At 59.0% G+C, this 17,939-nt stretch carries 16 protein-coding genes and 1 pseudogene; 13 read left to right on the top strand and 4 right to left on the bottom strand.

The window, feature by feature from the left end:
* Window positions 1-148: 148 nt before the first annotated feature.
* From ACIGDJ_RS26615 to ACIGDJ_RS26595, 5 genes are all read left to right on the top strand, one after another.
* Window positions 149-991, top strand: a complete 843-nt coding sequence (locus ACIGDJ_RS26615; RefSeq protein WP_397480041.1) for a hypothetical protein — start codon at window positions 149-151, stop codon at window positions 989-991.
* Between the two features lie 93 nt (window positions 992-1,084).
* A complete protein-coding gene (locus tag ACIGDJ_RS26610) occupies window positions 1,085-2,179 on the top strand; it encodes a hypothetical protein (RefSeq protein WP_101157521.1) in 1,095 nt (364 codons plus the stop codon).
* 78 nt (window positions 2,180-2,257) lie between these two features.
* Complete coding sequence (locus ACIGDJ_RS26605; RefSeq protein ID WP_064364632.1) at window positions 2,258-3,547, top strand: M18 family aminopeptidase; 1,290 nt, start codon at window positions 2,258-2,260, stop codon at window positions 3,545-3,547.
* Between the two features lie 146 nt (window positions 3,548-3,693).
* Window positions 3,694-3,870 carry a hypothetical protein gene (locus tag ACIGDJ_RS26600; RefSeq protein ID WP_007965354.1) on the top strand — a complete coding sequence of 59 codons (177 nt, stop codon included), beginning with the start codon at window positions 3,694-3,696 and terminating at the stop codon, window positions 3,868-3,870.
* A gap of 74 nt (window positions 3,871-3,944) precedes the next feature.
* A complete protein-coding gene (locus ACIGDJ_RS26595; protein WP_101157525.1) occupies window positions 3,945-6,101 on the top strand; it encodes a mechanosensitive ion channel family protein in 2,157 nt (718 codons plus the stop codon).
* 47 nt (window positions 6,102-6,148) lie between these two features.
* Here ACIGDJ_RS26595 and ACIGDJ_RS26590 read toward each other — a convergent pair whose 3' ends face one another.
* Both ACIGDJ_RS26590 and ACIGDJ_RS26585 read right to left on the bottom strand, forming a co-directional pair.
* On the bottom strand, window positions 6,149-6,403 hold the full coding sequence (locus ACIGDJ_RS26590) for a bacteriocin immunity protein (RefSeq protein ID WP_101157526.1): 255 nt from the start codon (window positions 6,401-6,403) through the stop codon (window positions 6,149-6,151).
* Window positions 6,403-8,313 carry an S-type pyocin domain-containing protein gene (locus ACIGDJ_RS26585; protein ID WP_397480042.1) on the bottom strand — a complete coding sequence of 637 codons (1,911 nt, stop codon included), beginning with the start codon at window positions 8,311-8,313 and terminating at the stop codon, window positions 6,403-6,405. Before ACIGDJ_RS26585 ends, ACIGDJ_RS26590 begins: the two co-directional genes overlap by 1 nt.
* 304 nt (window positions 8,314-8,617) lie before the next feature.
* Between ACIGDJ_RS26585 and ACIGDJ_RS26580 the strand changes: the two genes are divergently transcribed.
* The gene (locus tag ACIGDJ_RS26580; RefSeq protein WP_101157530.1) at window positions 8,618-9,952 is read left to right on the top strand and encodes an amidohydrolase; all 1,335 of its coding nucleotides are present in this window, start codon (window positions 8,618-8,620) and stop codon (window positions 9,950-9,952) included.
* A gap of 211 nt (window positions 9,953-10,163) precedes the next feature.
* On the opposite strand, the gene phnR is transcribed toward ACIGDJ_RS26580, so the two are convergent.
* Window positions 10,164-10,877: a phosphonate utilization transcriptional regulator PhnR gene (gene phnR, locus ACIGDJ_RS26575; protein ID WP_101157532.1), complete on the bottom strand. Its 714-nt coding sequence runs from the start codon at window positions 10,875-10,877 to the stop codon at window positions 10,164-10,166.
* A 348-nt stretch (window positions 10,878-11,225) separates the two neighbouring features.
* On the opposite strand from phnR, the gene ACIGDJ_RS26570 reads away from it, so the two are divergent.
* From ACIGDJ_RS26570 to ACIGDJ_RS26545, 6 genes are all read left to right on the top strand, one after another.
* Window positions 11,226-12,293: an ABC transporter substrate-binding protein gene (locus ACIGDJ_RS26570; RefSeq protein WP_101157534.1), complete on the top strand. Its 1,068-nt coding sequence runs from the start codon at window positions 11,226-11,228 to the stop codon at window positions 12,291-12,293.
* A 133-nt stretch (window positions 12,294-12,426) separates the two neighbouring features.
* Window positions 12,427-13,233 carry an alkaline phosphatase family protein gene (locus ACIGDJ_RS26565; protein ID WP_397480043.1) on the top strand — a complete coding sequence of 269 codons (807 nt, stop codon included), beginning with the start codon at window positions 12,427-12,429 and terminating at the stop codon, window positions 13,231-13,233.
* Window positions 13,212-14,075, top strand: a complete 864-nt coding sequence (locus ACIGDJ_RS26560; protein WP_178081157.1) for an ABC transporter permease subunit — start codon at window positions 13,212-13,214, stop codon at window positions 14,073-14,075. The genes ACIGDJ_RS26565 and ACIGDJ_RS26560 overlap by 22 nt, the downstream gene beginning before the upstream one ends.
* A complete protein-coding gene (locus ACIGDJ_RS26555; protein ID WP_016773742.1) occupies window positions 14,062-14,862 on the top strand; it encodes an ABC transporter permease in 801 nt (266 codons plus the stop codon). The genes ACIGDJ_RS26560 and ACIGDJ_RS26555 overlap by 14 nt, the downstream gene beginning before the upstream one ends.
* Entirely contained in the window at window positions 14,859-15,848 is a 990-nt protein-coding gene (locus tag ACIGDJ_RS26550; RefSeq protein WP_101157540.1) for an ABC transporter ATP-binding protein, read from the top strand. The genes ACIGDJ_RS26555 and ACIGDJ_RS26550 overlap by 4 nt, the downstream gene beginning before the upstream one ends.
* A 34-nt stretch (window positions 15,849-15,882) precedes the next feature.
* Entirely contained in the window at window positions 15,883-16,536 is a 654-nt protein-coding gene (locus tag ACIGDJ_RS26545; RefSeq protein ID WP_101157542.1) for an HAD family phosphatase, read from the top strand.
* A 117-nt stretch (window positions 16,537-16,653) separates the two neighbouring features.
* Here ACIGDJ_RS26545 and ACIGDJ_RS26540 read toward each other — a convergent pair whose 3' ends face one another.
* The gene (locus ACIGDJ_RS26540; RefSeq protein ID WP_397480044.1) at window positions 16,654-17,616 is read right to left on the bottom strand and encodes a zinc-binding dehydrogenase; all 963 of its coding nucleotides are present in this window, start codon (window positions 17,614-17,616) and stop codon (window positions 16,654-16,656) included.
* Between the two features lie 105 nt (window positions 17,617-17,721).
* Between ACIGDJ_RS26540 and ACIGDJ_RS26535 the strand changes: the two are divergent.
* Window positions 17,722-17,939, top strand: a pseudogene (locus tag ACIGDJ_RS26535) (tail-specific protease); the annotation flags it as partial.

The raw sequence follows: 17,939 nt of genomic DNA, 5'->3' as shown, positions 1-17,939 counted from the left end.
GCGCCTGCTTCTGAAAGGCCTTCCTGATGGAGGGCTTTTTTTGTTCTGTCAAAAGTTCACCGGCAATAGATTGACGTAAAGAACTGTCATAAAATTGTAATCAAATATAAAATCATGGCACTTCGACATCAGGCAGGAGGCCTTTTCCGTGTTCTGCAGCAAAACGCTCCAATCCGAATATCCCATCGTGTGCGCATTCGGTAACACCACCCTGCACCTGAGCGAAACCCCCAGCACCCAGGCGCGCCAAGCCCTCGAACAACTGATAGAAAAACGTCGCGCGAGCAAACTGACCCGGGCCAGCGCACCGTTGTCGTCCTGTGAAACACCACTTTTCGCCAAGGTCCAGCCACTGGACACGTTCAAGGCAAAAGTGAGGGTGAGCCTGAACAAACCGCAACGTAACGGGCGCTTCGACTGGCCGCTCGAAGAACTGATGAATTCCCTCGAAGCTCAGCGCCGGGGCGTGAACATGCCGCCATTGAAGGGCTATGGCTACACACGCAGCAGGCTTGGCCTGACCGAAGAGTTCTTCCTGCTGACGCACCTGCTCGAAGGCCATATTGATGGCGCCGAATGCATCAGGCGCAACCCCGAAAATATCGAAGCTTTCATCCTCGACGCGTTTCAACTGCTCAGCTCGCTGGCCAGCAAAAACATCACCCACATGGATTTCTGGGTGGGCAACATCATGGTGCCCGAGCAAACGCACGGGCCACTAAAAGCCATTGATTTTGAAAACTGCTTCGCAGGCCCGACCGCGCACCTGAGTGAAACGCTCGGTTTTCAACTGGGCTTCTTCTATCGTCGGGAAATCTACAAATTCATCACCGAAGCCGCTTACGATCGCTTGGTCGATCAATACCTCAGTGCGCTGCCTGATTTGTCTCGAGACAAGTTCGAAACTGTCTATCAGCCGAGCAAGCATGAAGACATCGGTCGCAAGCAGCGCCGTGAAGTCTTCCTCAACGGCAGACTGATCATCGGTTGACGCCGCGCCCGGCAACACTTTGAAGCAAGCGACCGGCCTGCAAATCAGCCGACCAATACGGTAAACTCGCGCACCCGCCGTATGGAGCCGCTTATGCGCGAAGCCTTCCCCCCCATGGAAAAAGTACCGCACCAGTTGCTCTACCTGATCTATGGCGACAAAGACGTTTATCGGCGCGAGGCGAAATTCAGCATCCTCACCGCCCTGGCGCAACTGCAGCAGGGTGAATCGGTACGCATCAGAATCCTGACCGATCGCCCGCAGGACTACGCCGGCTGGCCGGTCGACACCGTCGCCCTGAGCGAGCAGACCCTCAGCCAGTGGCAGGGCGAGAACGGCTACCACCACCGCCGCAAAGCGTGCGCCATTGCACTGGGCCTGACACTCGCCGAAAAAACCCTGTTCGTCGACACCGACACGCTGTTTCTGGGTTCGCCGCATCGACTGTTCAGCATGATCACACCCGGCCGTTACGTGATGGACCGCTTCGAATACGATTGGAGTTATGTCTGTAAGCGCACGGACTACGAAAAACTTGCGCGCTGCCTGCAAGTCCACGGCATCTCGCCTGCCAACAGCTTCAAGCTGTACAACAGCGGCTTGTGCGGCGTCACCGATGGCGATGCAGCGCTGCTGGAAACGTCGATCCGACTGATCGATGAGTGGACGCAGGATTCGTTCGACATCCACACGATCGAACAGATTGCACTGTCATTTGCCATGCGCGACCAGCCCATCCAGGAAGCGAAGAAATTCGTCTATCACTACTTCGCCGACAAAAACTTCTTCCACGCCATGCAGAAACATTTCTTCGCCCGCTACGGCGAGGCCTTTCACCCCGAATTGCCAGACCTGAGCACCGAGGTCCCGCGCAGCAAACCGATCCCTTCGACCTGGGAGCGCCTGCGCATCAAGTGGAAGTTGCGCAAAAAGCGCGGCGGCATGAAGAAAGTCGGCCGTGCGTTGCTGTTCGGCAGTGCTGCACCTGAACATCCGTATTACGAAATCTGCCGGCATGAATGGTGGGAATCGGCTTCGCGGGAAATCCTTCGCTGGGACAGCGTCGCGCAACAAGCTTTCTTCGGCACTGACAAGGGTTGGCCAAAACATCTGCCGAAACCTGCGAGGAAGGCTGATCAGAAGGCCATCCTGGCCTATCTGCGCAAGCGCATCGGTCATCAGGCCTGACAATACGTGCGCAAACCACTTGCCCAATGCGGCTGAGTGATGCGTTAAACTGCCGCCCATTGCTGTCTGGAGTTTCTTATGCGCGCAGAGTTGAACCAGGGCCTGATCGACTTTCTCAAGGCCTCCCCTACCCCGTTTCACGCCACCGCCAGCCTCGTTCAGCGTCTGGAGGCCGCCGGTTATGTGCGCCTCGACGAGCGCGAGCCATGGTCCACCGAGGCCAACGGCCGCTATTACGTCACCCGTAACGATTCCTCGATCGTCGCGATCAAAATGGGCCGCAACTCGCCACTGCACGACGGTATTCGTCTGGTCGGCGCCCACACCGACAGCCCATGCCTGCGGGTCAAGCCGCAACCGGAACTGCAGCGTCAGGGCTTCTGGCAGTTGGGCGTCGAAGTCTACGGCGGCGCACTGCTGGCGCCGTGGTTCGACCGCGATCTGTCGCTGGCCGGCCGCGTGACCTTCCGCCGTGACGGCAAGGTCGAAAGCCAGTTGATCGACTTCAAGGCACCGATTGCGATCATTCCCAACCTGGCCATCCATCTCAACCGCGAAGCCAACCAGGGCTGGGCGATCAACGCGCAGACCGAACTGCCGCCGATCCTCGCCCAGTTCGCCGGTGACGAGCGCGTCGATTTCCGCGCCGTGCTCACTGATCAACTGGCCCGCGAACACGGTCTGAACGCCGACGTGGTGCTGGATTACGAGCTGAGTTTCTACGACACGCAAAGCGCTGCAGTCATCGGTCTTAACGGCGACTTCATCGCTGGTGCGCGGCTGGATAACCTGCTGTCCTGCTACGCCGGCCTGCAGGCGTTGCTCACCGCCGAGACCGACGAAACCTGCGTGCTGGTGTGTAACGACCACGAAGAAGTCGGCTCCTGCTCGGCGTGCGGTGCCGACGGCCCGATGCTCGAACAGACCCTGCGCCGCCTGCTGCCGGAAGGCGACGAGTTCGTGCGCACCATCCAGAAATCCCTACTGGTGTCGGCCGACAACGCCCACGGCGTGCATCCCAACTATGCCGAAAAGCACGACGCCAACCACGGCCCGAAACTCAATGCCGGGCCGGTGATCAAGGTCAACAGCAACCAGCGCTATGCCACCAACAGCGAAACCGCCGGTTTCTTCCGCCACCTGTGCATGGCCGAAGAAGTGCCGGTGCAAAGCTTCGTGGTGCGCAGCGACATGGGCTGCGGCTCGACGATCGGCCCGATCACCGCCAGTCACCTGGGCGTGCGCACCGTCGACATCGGCCTGCCGACTTTCGCCATGCATTCGATCCGCGAGCTGTGCGGCAGCCATGACCTGGCGCATCTGGTCAAAGTGCTCAGCGCGTTCTATGCCAGTCGTGAATTGCCTTAATCAGCGGCGCTGATTGATGCAGAAGCTGCGCAAGGCTGCGGTTTTTTGATTTTGCTTTGAAGATCAAAAGATCGCAGCCTGCGGCAGCTCCTACACGTGCAAACCCGCCTAGACTCAAATGATCCCACCCAGACAAGGCAGTCTCCATGATCTCGATGTCCTCCTTCCATGCCATGCTCATTCCCATCCTCAGCGGGATGATCCTGCTGGCCATAGGCTTCAACTTCCGTGACAAAAATGCCGGGGTGTTCGCCATGTGGGTCGGCATGCTGATGATCCTCGCCACGGTGGTCTACAAGATCCTCGCCAAGCTCAACGAATGACCGCGCCCGGCTCGCATTGCGCCAGAGGGCCTCGTACACTCCAGCGCATCCGCCAATCCCGAGGTTGTCTCCTGGTGTTTGCTCGCCTTTTTGCTTTGCCCAGCCTGCTGCTTGTCTGCCTGATGACGCTGCTGCCGCTGGGGCCCGCGCATGCGGTCGGTTTGCCCGGCCTGCTCAACACCTCCAAACCGCAAGCTGAAGCCCAGGAACCCCTCGGCCAGTCGCTCGACGAGGTGATCAAGTCGCTGGAAAACGACAAGCAACGCGCGCAGTTGCTCAGCGATCTGAAGAAGCTGCGCGACGCCACGAAGCAAGCCCAGGCCACGCCGGAAGAAGGCGTGCTGGGCCTGATCGGCGGCACCCTCGCCAACTTCGAAAAACAGTTTTCCGGCGCCGACAGCCCGATCACCCGCTGGTCCAACGAATTCGACCTGGCCAAGGACGAGCTGACCAGCAAGCTGCTGCCGGCCAATGAATGGCTGCCCATCATTTTCGGCTTCGCCGTTATCCTGATGCTCTGGAGCCTGCTCGCCGCCGCGCTGATCTGGCTTGGCCACCGTGTGCGTCTGCGCTTTGGCCTGACCGAAGAACTGCCGCAACACCCCAAGGCCCTCGACATGTTGCGCTTCGCTTTGCGCAAGCTCGGGCCGTGGCTGATCGCGTTGGTGATGACGGTGTACATGAGCTACGTGCTGCCGTCCTCGCTGGGCAAAAGTCTGGCGATGGTGCTGGCTTATGCGTTGGTGGTGGGTACCTGTTTCTCGGCGATCTGTGTGATTGCCTTCTCCCTGCTCGACGGCCCGCACCGCCATCGCGCGCTGTATATCCTGCGCCATCAGGCGTTCCGGCCGCTGTGGCTGATCGGCAGCTTTGCCGCGTTTGGTGAAGCGCTGAGCGATCCGCGCTTGGTCGAGAGCTTGGGCGTACATCTGGCGCACACCGCCGCGACCACCGCCAATGTGCTCGCCGCGCTGTCGACCGGCCTGTTCATCCTGCGTTTCCGCCGGCCGATTGCGCACCTGATCCGCAATCAACCACTGTCGCGGCGCCTGACCCGCCGCGCCCTCAGCGACACCATCGAAATCCTCGGCACCTTCTGGTACGTGCCGGCGCTGGTGCTGGTCGGCATCTCACTGTTTGCCACTTTCGTCTCCGCTGGCGACACCAGCACGGCGCTGCGGCAGTCGCTGATCTGCACGGTTCTGCTGGTGTTGTGCATGGTCATCAACGGCCTCGTGCGCCGCCATTCGCTGAAACCGCAACGCGGGCCGAAACGCCATGCGCTGTACTCGGAGCGACTGAAAAACTTCTTCTACACCCTGACGCATTTGCTGGTGTGGCTGATCTTTATCGAACTGGGCCTGCGCGTGTGGGGCCATTCGCTGATCGCGTTCGCCGAAGGTGATGGCCACGACATCAGCGTCAAACTGTTCAGCCTGATCGGCACGCTGATTTTCTCCTGGCTGATCTGGATCCTCGCCGACACCGCCGTGCACCACGCCCTCACCCGCTCGCGCAAAGGTCTGGCGAATGCACGGGCGCAGACGATGATGCCGCTGATCCGCAACGTGCTGTTCGTGGCGATTTTCATCATCGCGCTGATCGTCGCGTTGGCGAACATGGGCATGAACGTCACGCCGCTGCTGGCCGGTGCCGGTGTGATCGGTCTGGCCATCGGCTTCGGTGCGCAGTCACTGGTCGCCGACTTGATCACCGGCCTCTTCATCATCATCGAAGACTCGCTGGCCATTGATGACTACGTCGACGTCGGCGGCCACCTCGGCACCGTCGAAGGCCTGACCATCCGTACCGTGCGCCTGCGCGACATCGACGGCATCGTCCATACCATCCCGTTCAGCGAAATCAAAAGCATCAAGAACTACTCGCGGGAATTCGGCTACGCCATCTTCCGTGTCGCCGTGCCGTACAACATGGAAATCGACGACGCGATCAAACTGATGCGCGACGTCGGCCAAAAGATGCGCAGCGACCCGTTGCAACGCCGCAACATCTGGTCGCCACTGGAGATTCAGGGTGTCGAGAGTTTCGAGTCCGGCAGCGCGATTCTGCGCGCACGGTTCAAGACTGCGCCGATCAAGCAGTGGGAGGTTTCCCGGGCGTTCAACTTGGCGTTGAAGCGGCAACTGGATGAGGCGGGACTGGATCTGGCGACACCGCGGATGAGTGTGCAGGTGATTACGCCTGGGGTTGAGATGAAAAAGGAAGGCTGAACTGAGATGGCCCCCTATTGGCAGGCAATACCAATAGGGGGCTAGTTTTATCCGGCTTTGAAACCAGGTTTTCCTTCGGCGGCCCGCCACCTTTTTACTTCCGCCACAATATTTTCCGGACCGCTTTTTCCCGATTCTGGGTAGTAGATTAAATCGGAACGGGCTGGATGCTCGCTCAGTCGTTCAAACTCCATAACAGCTGAGGTATGCCCCTTTTCAGTCGCGTAATCCGATTGACATATCTTTTGTACAAAATGCAAAAACTGCTCTTCGGACATATCACTAATCATTAACTTTTTCATTACTCGACTCCCTTATGAACTGCCAAATGCTGCTTCGGAGTTAGCAAACGCAGGTTATCAATATCGTACAGCTGCCCACCGTCCGATAACGATGAGACGTGGTGCAGCTCAAATTTCACTCGTTTACCGACTCGCTCACCCGCTCTCACAAACGCTGACCGCCCTTTGCTCATTGCACTGAGACTATTTGGATCAAACCACATCGCCAGCTCAACGTCAGCGCTCACCGCCTTCCAGAAAGTCTCCCTGAACGCCCTGAAATCCTTGAAATTCTTGCCTCGCAGTTGATCTGCAATATTTGAGGGAATTGCCGCCCCCTCACCTTGCGTAGCCGCTTCCAGCCATCCACCGTCAACCGGCGCTCCATGACCACTGGCCACCCCTGGATCATTGCGTCGATCCCGGAACATGACGTACTGCGGTGGCAGACCCGATTCCAGTGGGAAGACCAGAATGAAGTCGTCGAAACGAATGTTGCCCCGCCCTGGGTGAGCGTCGATCCGTCCTTCAATCGGCACGAGGTTGCCGCCGGTATATCGCGGTGGGGCCGGATTCGCGATGGGGAACAGCGTTGAACTGTCTGCCGGCGTTACAGAGGGCGTCCAGACCGCGGTTGTCGGCGGGATGTCAGTGAGGGTCGCGCTGTAAGTGTTGTTTCCTGCATTGAAACCAGCTGCAACCACGCGGACGCCGGAAGGCAGTTTTGTCCCCGCTACCGGAACGACAAGCAGTTCGGCGAGAGATCCCGTCAGCGGCCGGGCGCTCAAACGTACCGGCAGATTCAGTCGTGCTCTTTCGCTTGCCAGCCTGTCCAGATCAGGCAGTTGACCGGGCAGCAGATCTGCCAGTGGAAGGCTGAGCAGAAAGCGTTCAGGCAATTCCCCATTACCCAACACCGGCGAGTAGACAAACGAACTCACCCCCACCATCAGACCGGACGCCGTGCCGGCAGCCAGCCCCGATAAACCGGCCACCGCCGAGCGAATCGAAGCGGCAAAACCCGCCATCAGGTTGTCGGCGATCGCGACCGCACCAGCGGACGTCGCAAATACCACTTGGGCGTGGCTGATATTGCCCTGAAAGCGCAAAAGGCTGCTGTGCCCACCGGAGGAGTCCTGCCGGCGCTTTTCCTCAGCAAGCCTGCGTGCTTCGGCTTCCGCCTCAAGCGCCGCCTGTTCCTCGGCACGCTTGCGCTCCAACGCCTCAGCGGCCAAGCGGGCCTGCTCTTCTTCGAGCCGCCTGAGTTCATTGGCGGCGGCCTGCCGCGCCAGCTCCTCGGCCAGCCGCCGCGCTTGCTCCTGAGCGACGCGGGCCTGTTCCTGTGCAACCTGCCGGGCGTGTTCCGCCGCCAACCTCGCCTGCTCCTGAGCGATCCGCTCGGCTTCCTGCGCTTGCACCACGGCAATCATGCCCTTGACCGTGGCCGACTGGCTGTTCAAAACGCCAATGCCTTCAACCATTAACTTGGCGTTGAACAAGGCGCTATAGGCCTGCCGTACGCTGACGCTGCCGCTTCGTCGATTGACTTGCGGTAAACGACCTCCGTTGAAAAAGGTTTCAACCTGGGCGTGGCCGAAACGTTCGATGGCCACGTCCTTGGCCACAAGAAGCGCACCAAACTTTCTGGCGATCAGGGAATCCCTGAATCGCATCTCCCGCGCCAGCGCATCCAAAGGAGGCAATACACTTTGATCGCCTGCTGCCCGTACTTCTGCCAGTTCATGTTCGATGACTTGAGCAATTTTTCTGGAAGTATCTTTGTAGATACTTTCCATATCGAGTATTTCACCCAACGGCGCAAAATTAATGCCTGGCCCCGAGCCGTCTCCTGCACCCAAATAATGTAAATATTCGTCTTGTTTATCCGGACGCACAACAATCGGCGGAAGCGTTATTCCATTACGCTGCATTTATAAATCCTCCATGGACATTAGTTTTGTCGCACTGACCCGTTACCCTCAAACAGCCAATAACGTGACCAACACCTGGAGGAATTTATGGACATAGATGTTGTGCGGTGCGGTACATGGTTATCGCCCGCGTTTTATCTGTCACGCCGGACGGAACTGATAAAGCGGTAGGAGTTTTCGCTGATAACTTATGCTCAAACGTAAATCTATCGGAGCGCATAGCGCTTTCCGGACCCGATCGCACTTGCGTGCAAAGCCTTTGTCACAGGCAAGGAACCCAACAACAATAATCAAGGAGAAGCCCATGCAACTGACGCGTATTGCCCAGACCCTTTTGCTCACCCTGGTCGCCAGCCACGCCGGCGCCGCGACAATGGACAGCGCCCGCGCGCGAATCGCCGAGCAGGCGCAGAAGCTCGAACCGCAACTGCTGGAAACCCGCCGCGATCTCCACGCCCATCCAGAACTCGGCAACACTGAGAAACGCACCTCTGAACTGGTCGCCAAACAGCTGCAAGCCATGGGTCTTGAAGTGAAAACCGGCGTCGCCCGCACCGGCGTGGTCGCGGTTCTCAAAGGCGCGCTGCCCGGTCCGACCGTGGCGCTGCGGGCCGACATGGACGCGCTGCCGGTCAAGGAAGTCTCCGACTTGCCGTTCGCTTCGAAAGCCAAAGGCATGTATCTCGACAAGGAAGTCGACGTCATGCACGCCTGCGGCCACGACGCCCACACCGCAATCCTGCTCAGCGCGGCAAAGATCCTGACGGGCATGCGCGACACCCTGCCCGGCACCGTGGTGTTCTACTTTCAGCCTGCTGAAGAAGGCCCGAGCGACTTCATTCCCGACGGCAAAAACACCTGGGGCGCAAAAATGATGGTCGAAGAAGGCGTGATGCAATCGCCGAAACCCGATGCGGTATTCGGCCTCCATGTCTGGGCCGGCGTCCCCGCCGGCCAGATCGCCTACCGCCCCGGCCCGACCCTGGCCAGCTCCGACGACCTGCGCATCAAGATTCACGGCAAACAAACCCACGCCGGCCGTCCCTGGGACGGCATTGACCCGATCACCGTCGGTGCGCAAACCATCGTCGGCCTGCAGACCGTGGTCAGTCGCCGCACCGACATTTCCTCGTATCCGTCGGTGGTCAGCATCGGCACCATCAACGGCGGCACGCGCTACAACATCATCCCCGAATCACTCGACATGACCGGGACCATCCGTTCCTACGACTACGGCATCCGCCAGAAACTGCACAACGACGTGCGCCAGACCATCGAGAAAATCGCCGAAAGCGGTGGCGCTAAAGCCGACGTCACCATCATCGAAAAATATGACCCGACGATCAACAACCCGGCACTGACCGAGAAAATGCTGCCGACATTGAAATGGGCGGCCAAGGATGACGTGGTGCAGGGACCGCTGGTGGGTGGGGCGGAAGATTTCTCGTTCTTCGCCAAAGAGGCGCCGGGACTGTTTGTGTTTCTCGGTGTGACCCCCAGGGATCAAGACATGAGCAAGGCTGCGCCGAATCACAATCCAGGTTTCTTTGTGGATGAGTCGGCATTGGTGGTTGGGGTGAGGACACTGGCTTCGCTGGCGACGGATTATTTGTATGGAAATGCGGGGGTGGGCAAGTAGATAGGGGGTGACTGTGGGAGCGCTTTCGCGAGCAGGCTCGCTCCCACAGAACAGCGAAATCAAAATCAACAGATCGTCCGATCGCGGCCCGAGCCTTCGGCAGCTCTCACATTCGATGAGCGCAAGCTCGAGTTCCACTTTTGGTCCTGGAGCCCGTCGGCAGGCTGAGCGCAGGGATTGATCGGGGCGTGGGAGCGCAGCGACCAGAAGCTCAAACCACATCAACTCCCACGTGAATCGCATCATGGCGCCAGAACTCCAGATCACAATCAATCAACCGCCCATGCTGATCATAATTGACCCGCGCAATCCGCAACCCCGGGCTCCCCACCGACACCCGTAACGCCGCTGCCGCATCCACCGACAACGCCGTCGGCACAATCTCGAAGCGCACCCGCCCGTAGTGCAAATCGTAATGCCGCGCATACAACTCAGTGATCGACTGATTCAAATCAAACTCGAGAATCCCCGGAAAAAACTGCGGATTCAAATAGTGCTCCACATACAACACCAGGCGCCCGTCAATCCGCCGCGAGCGGCAAATCTGAATCACGCTCGACAGCGCCGGCAACTGCAACCACGCACACACCGCCGCCGAAGCCGGCTGCAACCGCGCTGAAATCACCTCGGTCGACGGCTCACGCCCCTGCGCACTGACCATGGCGTGGAAGTGACTGCGCTGCATGAGGTTGTAAGCCAGACGCGGCGGCGACACGAACCAGCCGCGCCGCTCCTCACGATAAATCTGCCCCTGCGCCTCAAGTTGCAACAACGCCTCACGCACGGTGATCCGTGTGGTGCCGAACAATTCGCTGAGCTTGCGTTCGGCCGGCAATTTGCTCCCGGCCACCAGCAACGCATGATCGATCTGCTCCTGCAGCACCTGGCCAATCGCTGTCACCGCTTTGGTTGCCTCATCGCGCATCAACGTTACCTATCTGGACTAGACCAGCACTGTTTCGGGGCAAATTCGAACGCCGCTCGAAGCGCCTTCGCATGTTGCAAGCCTAGGCAGTGCAGATGACCGACAGATGACAAAACTACCCAGCGGTCGCGTTCATGGCTTGCAATACATCGGCCAAGTCCTTTGTCTGCCGGGCCCGCGTCATGGTCTACGCTTGTTTGGCAGCTGCCGATCCCGGGCAGAAAAAAGACCTGCCATAAGGCCTTAGACATCAAAGTGTCATCCAGCCTGACTAAATTGGCTCAGGTATTGCTGACCTAGACCAACACAATCCAATCGCAGCGTTGAACACCACCAAGGAGCTTCGGAATGAAACAGCTTTTCCTGGCAACACTGTTAGGCTCGACCATTGCTATGTGCACCGCCGCGATGGCGGCCGACACCGATCTGAAAACCCTCGAAGCCGCGGCAAGAGCGGAAGGTGCCGTGAACAGTGTCGGCATGCCCGACAACTGGGCCAACTGGAAAGGCACTTGGGATGACCTGGCTGCGAATTACGGCTTGAAGCACATCGACACCGACATGAGCTCGGCCCAGGAAATCGCCAAGTTCGCCGCCGAAAAAGACAACGCCACCGCCGACATCGGCGACGTCGGTGCCGCCTTCGGCCCGATCGCGGTCAAGCAAGGCGTGGTGCAACCGTACAAGCCAAGCACCTGGGATCAGGTTCCGGACTGGGCCAAAGACAAGGACGGCAACTGGGCACTGGCCTACACCGGCACCATCGCCTTCATCGTTAACAAGAAGCTGCTGAACGGCTCCGACGTGCCGACCAAATGGGCTGACCTGAAAACCGGCAAGTACAAGGTTTCCATCGGCGACGTAAGCACCGCCGCCCAGGCCGCCAACGGTGTCCTCGCTGCGGCATTGGCCAACGGCGGTGACGAGAAGAACATCAAACCTGCCCTGCTGCTGTTCGCCGACCTCGCCAAACAGGGGCGCCTGTCGATGGCCAACCCGACCATCGCCACCATGGAAAAAGGCGAGATCGAAGTCGGCGTGGTCTGGGATTTCAACGGCCTGAGCTACAAGGCCAAGATGGCCAACCCGGATGACTACGTGGTGCTGATCCCGTCCGACGGTTCGGTGATTTCCGGCTACACCACGATCATCAACAAGTACGCGAAAAACCCCAACGCCGCCAAGCTGGCCCGCGAATACATCTTCAGCGACGCAGGCCAGACCAACCTCGCCCGCGGCAACGCTCGGCCGATCCGCGCCGAACACCTGCAACTGCCGGAAGACGTGAAAGCCCAGCTGCTGCCGAACGAGCAGTACAAGAAGGTCACGCCGGTCAAGGATGCCGACGCCTGGGAAAAAACTTCCAAAGCCCTGCCGCAGCAGTGGAACGAAGAAGTCATTGTCGAAATGAAGTAATCGTTCATCTGTAGGAGCTGCTGGAGGCTGCGATCTTTTGATCTTGCCCTTTAAAAGCAACATCAAAAGATCGCAGCCTCCGGCAGCTCCTACACAGATTGGTTCCAGATTTGTTTTCGGAGTTCTTGCCCCTATGAAGCACAACGTCATCCTTGTCGTGCTCGACGGCCTCAACTACGAGGTTGCGCGTCACGCCTTGGGGCATCTGCAGGCTTATGTTGGCGCAGGACGCGCGGCGCTCTATCAACTGGAGTGCGAACTGCCGGCGCTGTCCCGACCGCTTTACGAATGCATTCTCACCGGCGTTTCGCCGATCAATAGCGGCATCGTCCATAACAACGTGTCGCGCTTGTCCAACCAGCGCAGCATTTATCACTACGCCCGCGATGCCGGTCTGAAAACCGCCGCTGCGGCATATCACTGGGTCAGCGAATTGTATAACCGCTCACCGTTCGTGGCTGCGCGCGACCGCCACACCAACGATCCGTCGTTGCCGATCCAGCACGGGCATTTCTACTGGAACGACCATTACCCGGACTCGCACCTGTTTGCCGACGCCGAGAGTCTACGCCTGCGTCATGCACCGAACTTTCTCCTGATCCACCCGATGAATATCGACGACGCCGGGCACAAGCACGGCCTGGACAGTTCGCAATATCGCAACAGCGCGCGCTCGGCGGACATCATTCTCGCCGACTATCTGCAGAGCTGGCTCGACGCTGGTTACCAAATACTGGTAACAGCCGACCACGGCATGAACAACGATCGCTCGCACAACGGCCTGCTGGCGGAAGAGCGTCAGGTACCGCTGTTCGTCCTCGGCGATGCGTTCAGCCTGAACCCGGACGCCACACCAAAACAGACCGAGCTCTGCGGCACGGTCTGCGAACTGCTCGGCGTGCCCCACGACAAACCTGTATGCCGGGAGTTGTTCAAGTGAATTCCACGATTCGCGGCAAATGGCTGGCGGCGCTGTGTCTGGTGCCATTCGCGCTGTTCTTCATCGTCTTCGAAATCGCCCCACTGGTCTGGGTGATGATCAACAGCCTGCAATCGGAAGAATCCGGTTGGGGCCTGGCCAACTTCAGCAAAATCTTCGGATCGAAATTCTACCGGCAGGCGATCCAGTACAGCCTTGAGATCAGTTTCTGGTCGAGTGTGTTCGGCATCCTGATCGCCGTACTCGGTGCGTACTCTCTGCACCGGGTCGACACGAAACTGCGCAACTTCGTCAATGCCTTCGCCAACATGACCAGCAACTTCGCCGGCGTGCCGCTGGCATTCGCCTTCATCATCCTGCTCGGTTTCAACGGCAGCATCACGATCATGTTGAAGCAGTCGGGGATCATTCAGGATTTCAACCTGTATTCGAAAACCGGTCTGATCATTCTTTACACCTATTTCCAGATTCCCCTCGGCGTGCTGCTGCTTTACCCGGCCTTCGACGCCCTGCGTGAAGACTGGCGCGAGTCCGCCGCGTTGCTCGGCGCCAATGGCTGGCAGTTCTGGCGGCACATCGGTCTACCGGTGTTGACCCCGGCGCTACTCGGCACTTTCGTGATCCTGCTGGCCAACGCCCTCGGTGCCTACGCCACGGTTTACGCGCTGACCACCGGCAATTTCAACGTTCTGCCGATTCGTATCGCGGCCATGGTTTCCGGCGACATTTCCCTCGACCCCAACCTGGCCAGCGCATTGGCCGTGGTACTTGTAGCGTTGATGACCATCGTCACCGTTGTGCATCAATTGCTGTTGAAGAGGAGCTACCATGTCTCGCGCTGAATCCGGCCCGGCCGGCCTCTACCACCGCGTCGTGGTCTATCTGCTGTTCGCGATCCTGTTGCTGCCACTGCTGGGCACGCTGGTCTATTCGATCGCCAGCAGTTGGTCGGCAACGATTCTGCCCAGTGGCTTTACCTTCAAGTGGTACATCCAGCTGTGGAGCGATCCGCGCTTTCTGCACGCATTCGGTCAGTCGCTGATCGTCTGTGTCGGCGCCCTGGTGCTGTCTGTCGTGCTCATCCTGCCGCTGCTGTTCGTCGTGCATTACTACTTTCCGAAACTCGATGCACTGATGAATATCCTGATCCTGCTGCCCTTCGCGGTACCGCCGGTGGTGTCCTCGGTGGGGCTGTTGCAGCTCTACGGTTCCGGGCCGATGGCGATGGTCGGCACGCCGTGGATTCTGATCGGCTGCTACTTCACCGTCGCGCTGCCGTTCATGTACCGCGCGATCACCAATAACCTGCAAGCGATCAATCTGCGCGACCTGATGGATGCTGCGCAATTGCTCGGCGCGAGCACCTTTCAAGCGGCGTTTCTGGTGGTATTGCCGAACCTGCGCAAGGGGCTGATGGTGGCGCTGCTGCTGTCGTTCTCGTTCCTCTTCGGTGAGTTCGTATTCGCCAATATTCTGGTCGGCACGCGCTACGAAACCCTGCAGGTTTATCTGAACAACATGCGCAACAGCAGCGGTCACTTCACCAGTGCGCTGGTCATTTCCTACTTCTTTTTCGTGCTGGTCCTGACCTGGATCGCCAACATCTTGAACAAGGACAAAAGCGAATGAGCTACGTCAGCGTCCAACACCTGCAGAAGAGTTATGCCGGCACCACGGTGTTCAGCGACATTGATTGCGAAATCAACAAAGGCGAGTTTGTCACCCTGCTCGGCCCGTCCGGGTGCGGCAAGTCGACTCTGCTGAGGTGCATTGCCGGGCTGACCCCGGTGGATGGCGGCCAGATCCTCCTCGACGGCGTCGACATCGTGCCGTTGAGTCCGCAGAAACGCGGGATCGGCATGGTCTTTCAGAGTTACGCGCTATTCCCCAACATGACCGTCGAACAGAACGTCGCCTTCGGCCTGCGCATGCAAAAGGTCAACGCCGATGACAGCCACAAACGCGTCTCTGAAGTGTTGAAACTGGTTGAACTGCACGACTTCGCCAGCCGCTACCCGCATCAGCTTTCCGGTGGTCAATGCCAACGTGTTGCCCTTGCCCGTTCGCTGGTGACACGCCCGCGCCTGTTGCTGCTGGACGAGCCGCTGTCGGCCCTCGACGCGCGGATTCGCAAACACCTGCGCGAGCAGATTCGCCAGATTCAGCGTGAACTTGGCCTGACCACGATCTTCGTCACCCATGATCAGGAAGAAGCGCTGACCATGTCCGATCGGATTTTCCTGATGAATCAAGGAAGGATCGTCCAGAGCGGCGACGCCGAAACCCTCTATACCGCGCCAGTCGATGTATTCGCCGCTGGCTTCATTGGCAACTACAACCTGCTCGACGCCGATGCTGCCTCAAAGCTGTTGCAGCGGCCAATCAACCATCGCATCGCCATCCGCCCTGAAGCCATCGAACTGAGCCTCGACGGCGAACTCGACGCGCAGATCCGCAGCCACAGCCTGCTCGGCAATGTCATTCGTTATCGCGTCGAAGCACGCGGCGTGGAACTGGTGGTCGATGTGCTCAACCGTTCCGCCGCCGATCTGCACCCCGACGGACAACGCCTGGCACTTTCCATCGATCCGACGGCCTTGTGTGAGGTAGCCTGATGACTTTGCTGACGTTGAAGAGAGAACTGCACTGATGGCCCTGGCAATTTTTGATCTGGACGAAACCTTGATTCACGGCGACTGCGCCACTCTATGGAGCGAGCAGATGGGGCGCCTGGGCTGGGTCGATCCCGAGTCGTTCATGCGCCGCAACAACGAGCTGATGGACGCGTACAGCCACGGCAAATTGCGGATGGAAGAGTACATGGACTTCAGTCTCGAACCGCTGATCGGCCGCACGCCGGAAGAAGTCGAGCACCTGGTCGGGCCTTGGGTTGAAGACTTCATCGAACCGATCATCTTCAGCGACGCCACCAAAACCATCGCTGCCCACCGCAAGGCTGGCGACCGGATTCTGGTGATTTCGGCCTCGGGCACCCACCTGGTGCGGCCAATTGCCGATCGCCTGGGCATTGACGAGATATTGGCCATCGAACTGGAAGTCGCCCATGGCGTGTACAGCGGCAACACTGTTGGAACCCTGACTTACCGTGAGGGCAAAATCACCCGTTTGCTGGAATGGCTCGATGCCGAAGAAGAAAACCTCGAAGGCGCGAGTTTCTATTCAGATTCGCGCAATGACCTGCCGCTGTTGCTGAAGGTGGATTTTCCGCACGTGGTCAATCCGGATCCGGTACTGCTTGAGCACGCGGAAAAATCCGGCTGGCCGATCCATCTCTGGAAATGACCGAAGATCCAAATGTGGGAGCGGGTTTGCTCGCGAAGGCGATTGTTCATTCAACATCGATGTTGACTGACACGACGCCTTCGCGAGCAAGCCCGCTCCGACAGGGGTTTGGCATTGTCAGCTCAGATTGTCGTCAATCACCAACACCAGCTTGCCCGCCACCGTATTGCTCGCCAACGCGGCAAACGCCACTTCGGCATCCTTCACCGCAAACGCTCTGGCCAGTTGCGCACGCAAGCGACCCTCGGCAAACAGCGGCCAGACATGCTGGCCCAGATCGCTGAGCAGATCAGCCTTGAACTGATCGTCACGGCTGCGCAGCGTCGAACCCAGCAGTTGCACGCGCTTGGCCAACACCTGCGCCAGATCCAGTTTCGCCTCACGCCCGCCCATCAACCCGATCAACACCCAACGCCCGTCCAGCGCCATCAGCTTGAGGTTCAATGCTGGATAATTGCCGCCTACCGGGTCGAGAATCACATCAAACGGTCCGAAGTCGCGCAGGCTCTCCAGATCATCGGTACGCACCACGCCGCCCTGGGCACCCAGTGTTTCGCAGTAAGCCAGGCGCTCGGCGGAGCCGACGCTGACCCAGCACGGGTTACCAAACGCCTTGCACAGCTGAATGGCCGCTGAACCGATTCCACTTGCGCCGGCGTGCAGGAGAATTTTCTCACCGGGTTTCAGCGCTGCAAGTTGAAACACATTCAGCCAGACGGTGGCGTACACCTCAGGCAATGCCGCCGCCTCGATCAGCGAAACACCCTCGGGCACCGGCAGCACATGCCGTCCGTCGACGACCACTTCTTCGGCCATGCCGCCCCCGGCCAGTAAGGCGCAAACCCGATCGCCGACCTGCCAGGACGAGCCCGCACCGACCTCGCTGATCACCCCTGAGCACTCAAGACCGAGCACTTGGCTGGCCCCGGGCGGCGGCGGATAAAGCCCTGCCTTCTGTAATAAATCGGCGCGATTGAGGCCGGCTGCCGCCACACGGATGCGGACTTGTCCTACATCACATGTAGGACTCGGCTCTTCAACCCATGCCACTTGACCTTCAACGCCTTGCAATGCCTTCACACTGCCTCCATAGTGAGTCTGGACTGAGCCCGAAGCTGTAGCGCCGGGCTTTTTGCATTATGCGACCGGCTCTCAAAGAACCGGCGACTTCAAAGACGGCCTAATATGCGTTATCAATTGTCCCCGCGTCGAATCAGCATGAAGCATCTGCTCCCCAGCACCGCCCTCGCTCTATTCATCGGTATCGGCCTGTTGCCGGTGTCGGGCACCACATTCGCAGCCAACAGCTGGGACAAGTTGCAGCCTGATCGCGATGAAGTCATCGCCAGCCTGAACGTCGTCGAGTTGCTCAAGCGTCACCACTACAGCAAGCCGCCGCTCGA

It is taken from the genome of Pseudomonas sp. NPDC079367, from assembly GCF_044542195.1.
In the GTDB taxonomy this organism is placed as follows: Bacteria; Pseudomonadota; Gammaproteobacteria; order Pseudomonadales; family Pseudomonadaceae; genus Aquipseudomonas.
This window is presented reverse-complemented; position numbering and strand designations above follow the sequence as displayed.

Excerpts from the sequence above, each read along its gene's own strand:
- ACIGDJ_RS26610 (WP_101157521.1), top strand. The coding sequence starts at position 1,085 with ATGCGCGAAGCCTTCCCCCCCATGGAAAAAGTACCGCACCAGTTGCTC.
- ACIGDJ_RS26605 (WP_064364632.1), top strand. The coding sequence starts at position 2,258 with ATGCGCGCAGAGTTGAACCAGGGCCTGATCGACTTTCTCAAGGCCTCC.
- ACIGDJ_RS26600 (WP_007965354.1), top strand. The coding sequence starts at position 3,694 with ATGATCTCGATGTCCTCCTTCCATGCCATGCTCATTCCCATCCTCAGC.
- ACIGDJ_RS26590 (WP_101157526.1), bottom strand. The coding sequence starts at position 6,403 with ATGAAAAAGTTAATGATTAGTGATATGTCCGAAGAGCAGTTTTTGCAT.
- ACIGDJ_RS26585 (WP_397480042.1), bottom strand. The coding sequence starts at position 8,313 with ATGCAGCGTAATGGAATAACGCTTCCGCCGATTGTTGTGCGTCCGGAT.
- ACIGDJ_RS26580 (WP_101157530.1), top strand. The coding sequence starts at position 8,618 with ATGCAACTGACGCGTATTGCCCAGACCCTTTTGCTCACCCTGGTCGCC.
- phnR (WP_101157532.1), bottom strand. The coding sequence starts at position 10,877 with ATGCGCGATGAGGCAACCAAAGCGGTGACAGCGATTGGCCAGGTGCTG.
- ACIGDJ_RS26570 (WP_101157534.1), top strand. The coding sequence starts at position 11,226 with ATGAAACAGCTTTTCCTGGCAACACTGTTAGGCTCGACCATTGCTATG.
- ACIGDJ_RS26565 (WP_397480043.1), top strand. The coding sequence starts at position 12,427 with ATGAAGCACAACGTCATCCTTGTCGTGCTCGACGGCCTCAACTACGAG.
- ACIGDJ_RS26560 (WP_178081157.1), top strand. The coding sequence starts at position 13,212 with ATGCCGGGAGTTGTTCAAGTGAATTCCACGATTCGCGGCAAATGGCTG.
- ACIGDJ_RS26555 (WP_016773742.1), top strand. The coding sequence starts at position 14,062 with ATGTCTCGCGCTGAATCCGGCCCGGCCGGCCTCTACCACCGCGTCGTG.
- ACIGDJ_RS26550 (WP_101157540.1), top strand. The coding sequence starts at position 14,859 with ATGAGCTACGTCAGCGTCCAACACCTGCAGAAGAGTTATGCCGGCACC.
- ACIGDJ_RS26545 (WP_101157542.1), top strand. The coding sequence starts at position 15,883 with ATGGCCCTGGCAATTTTTGATCTGGACGAAACCTTGATTCACGGCGAC.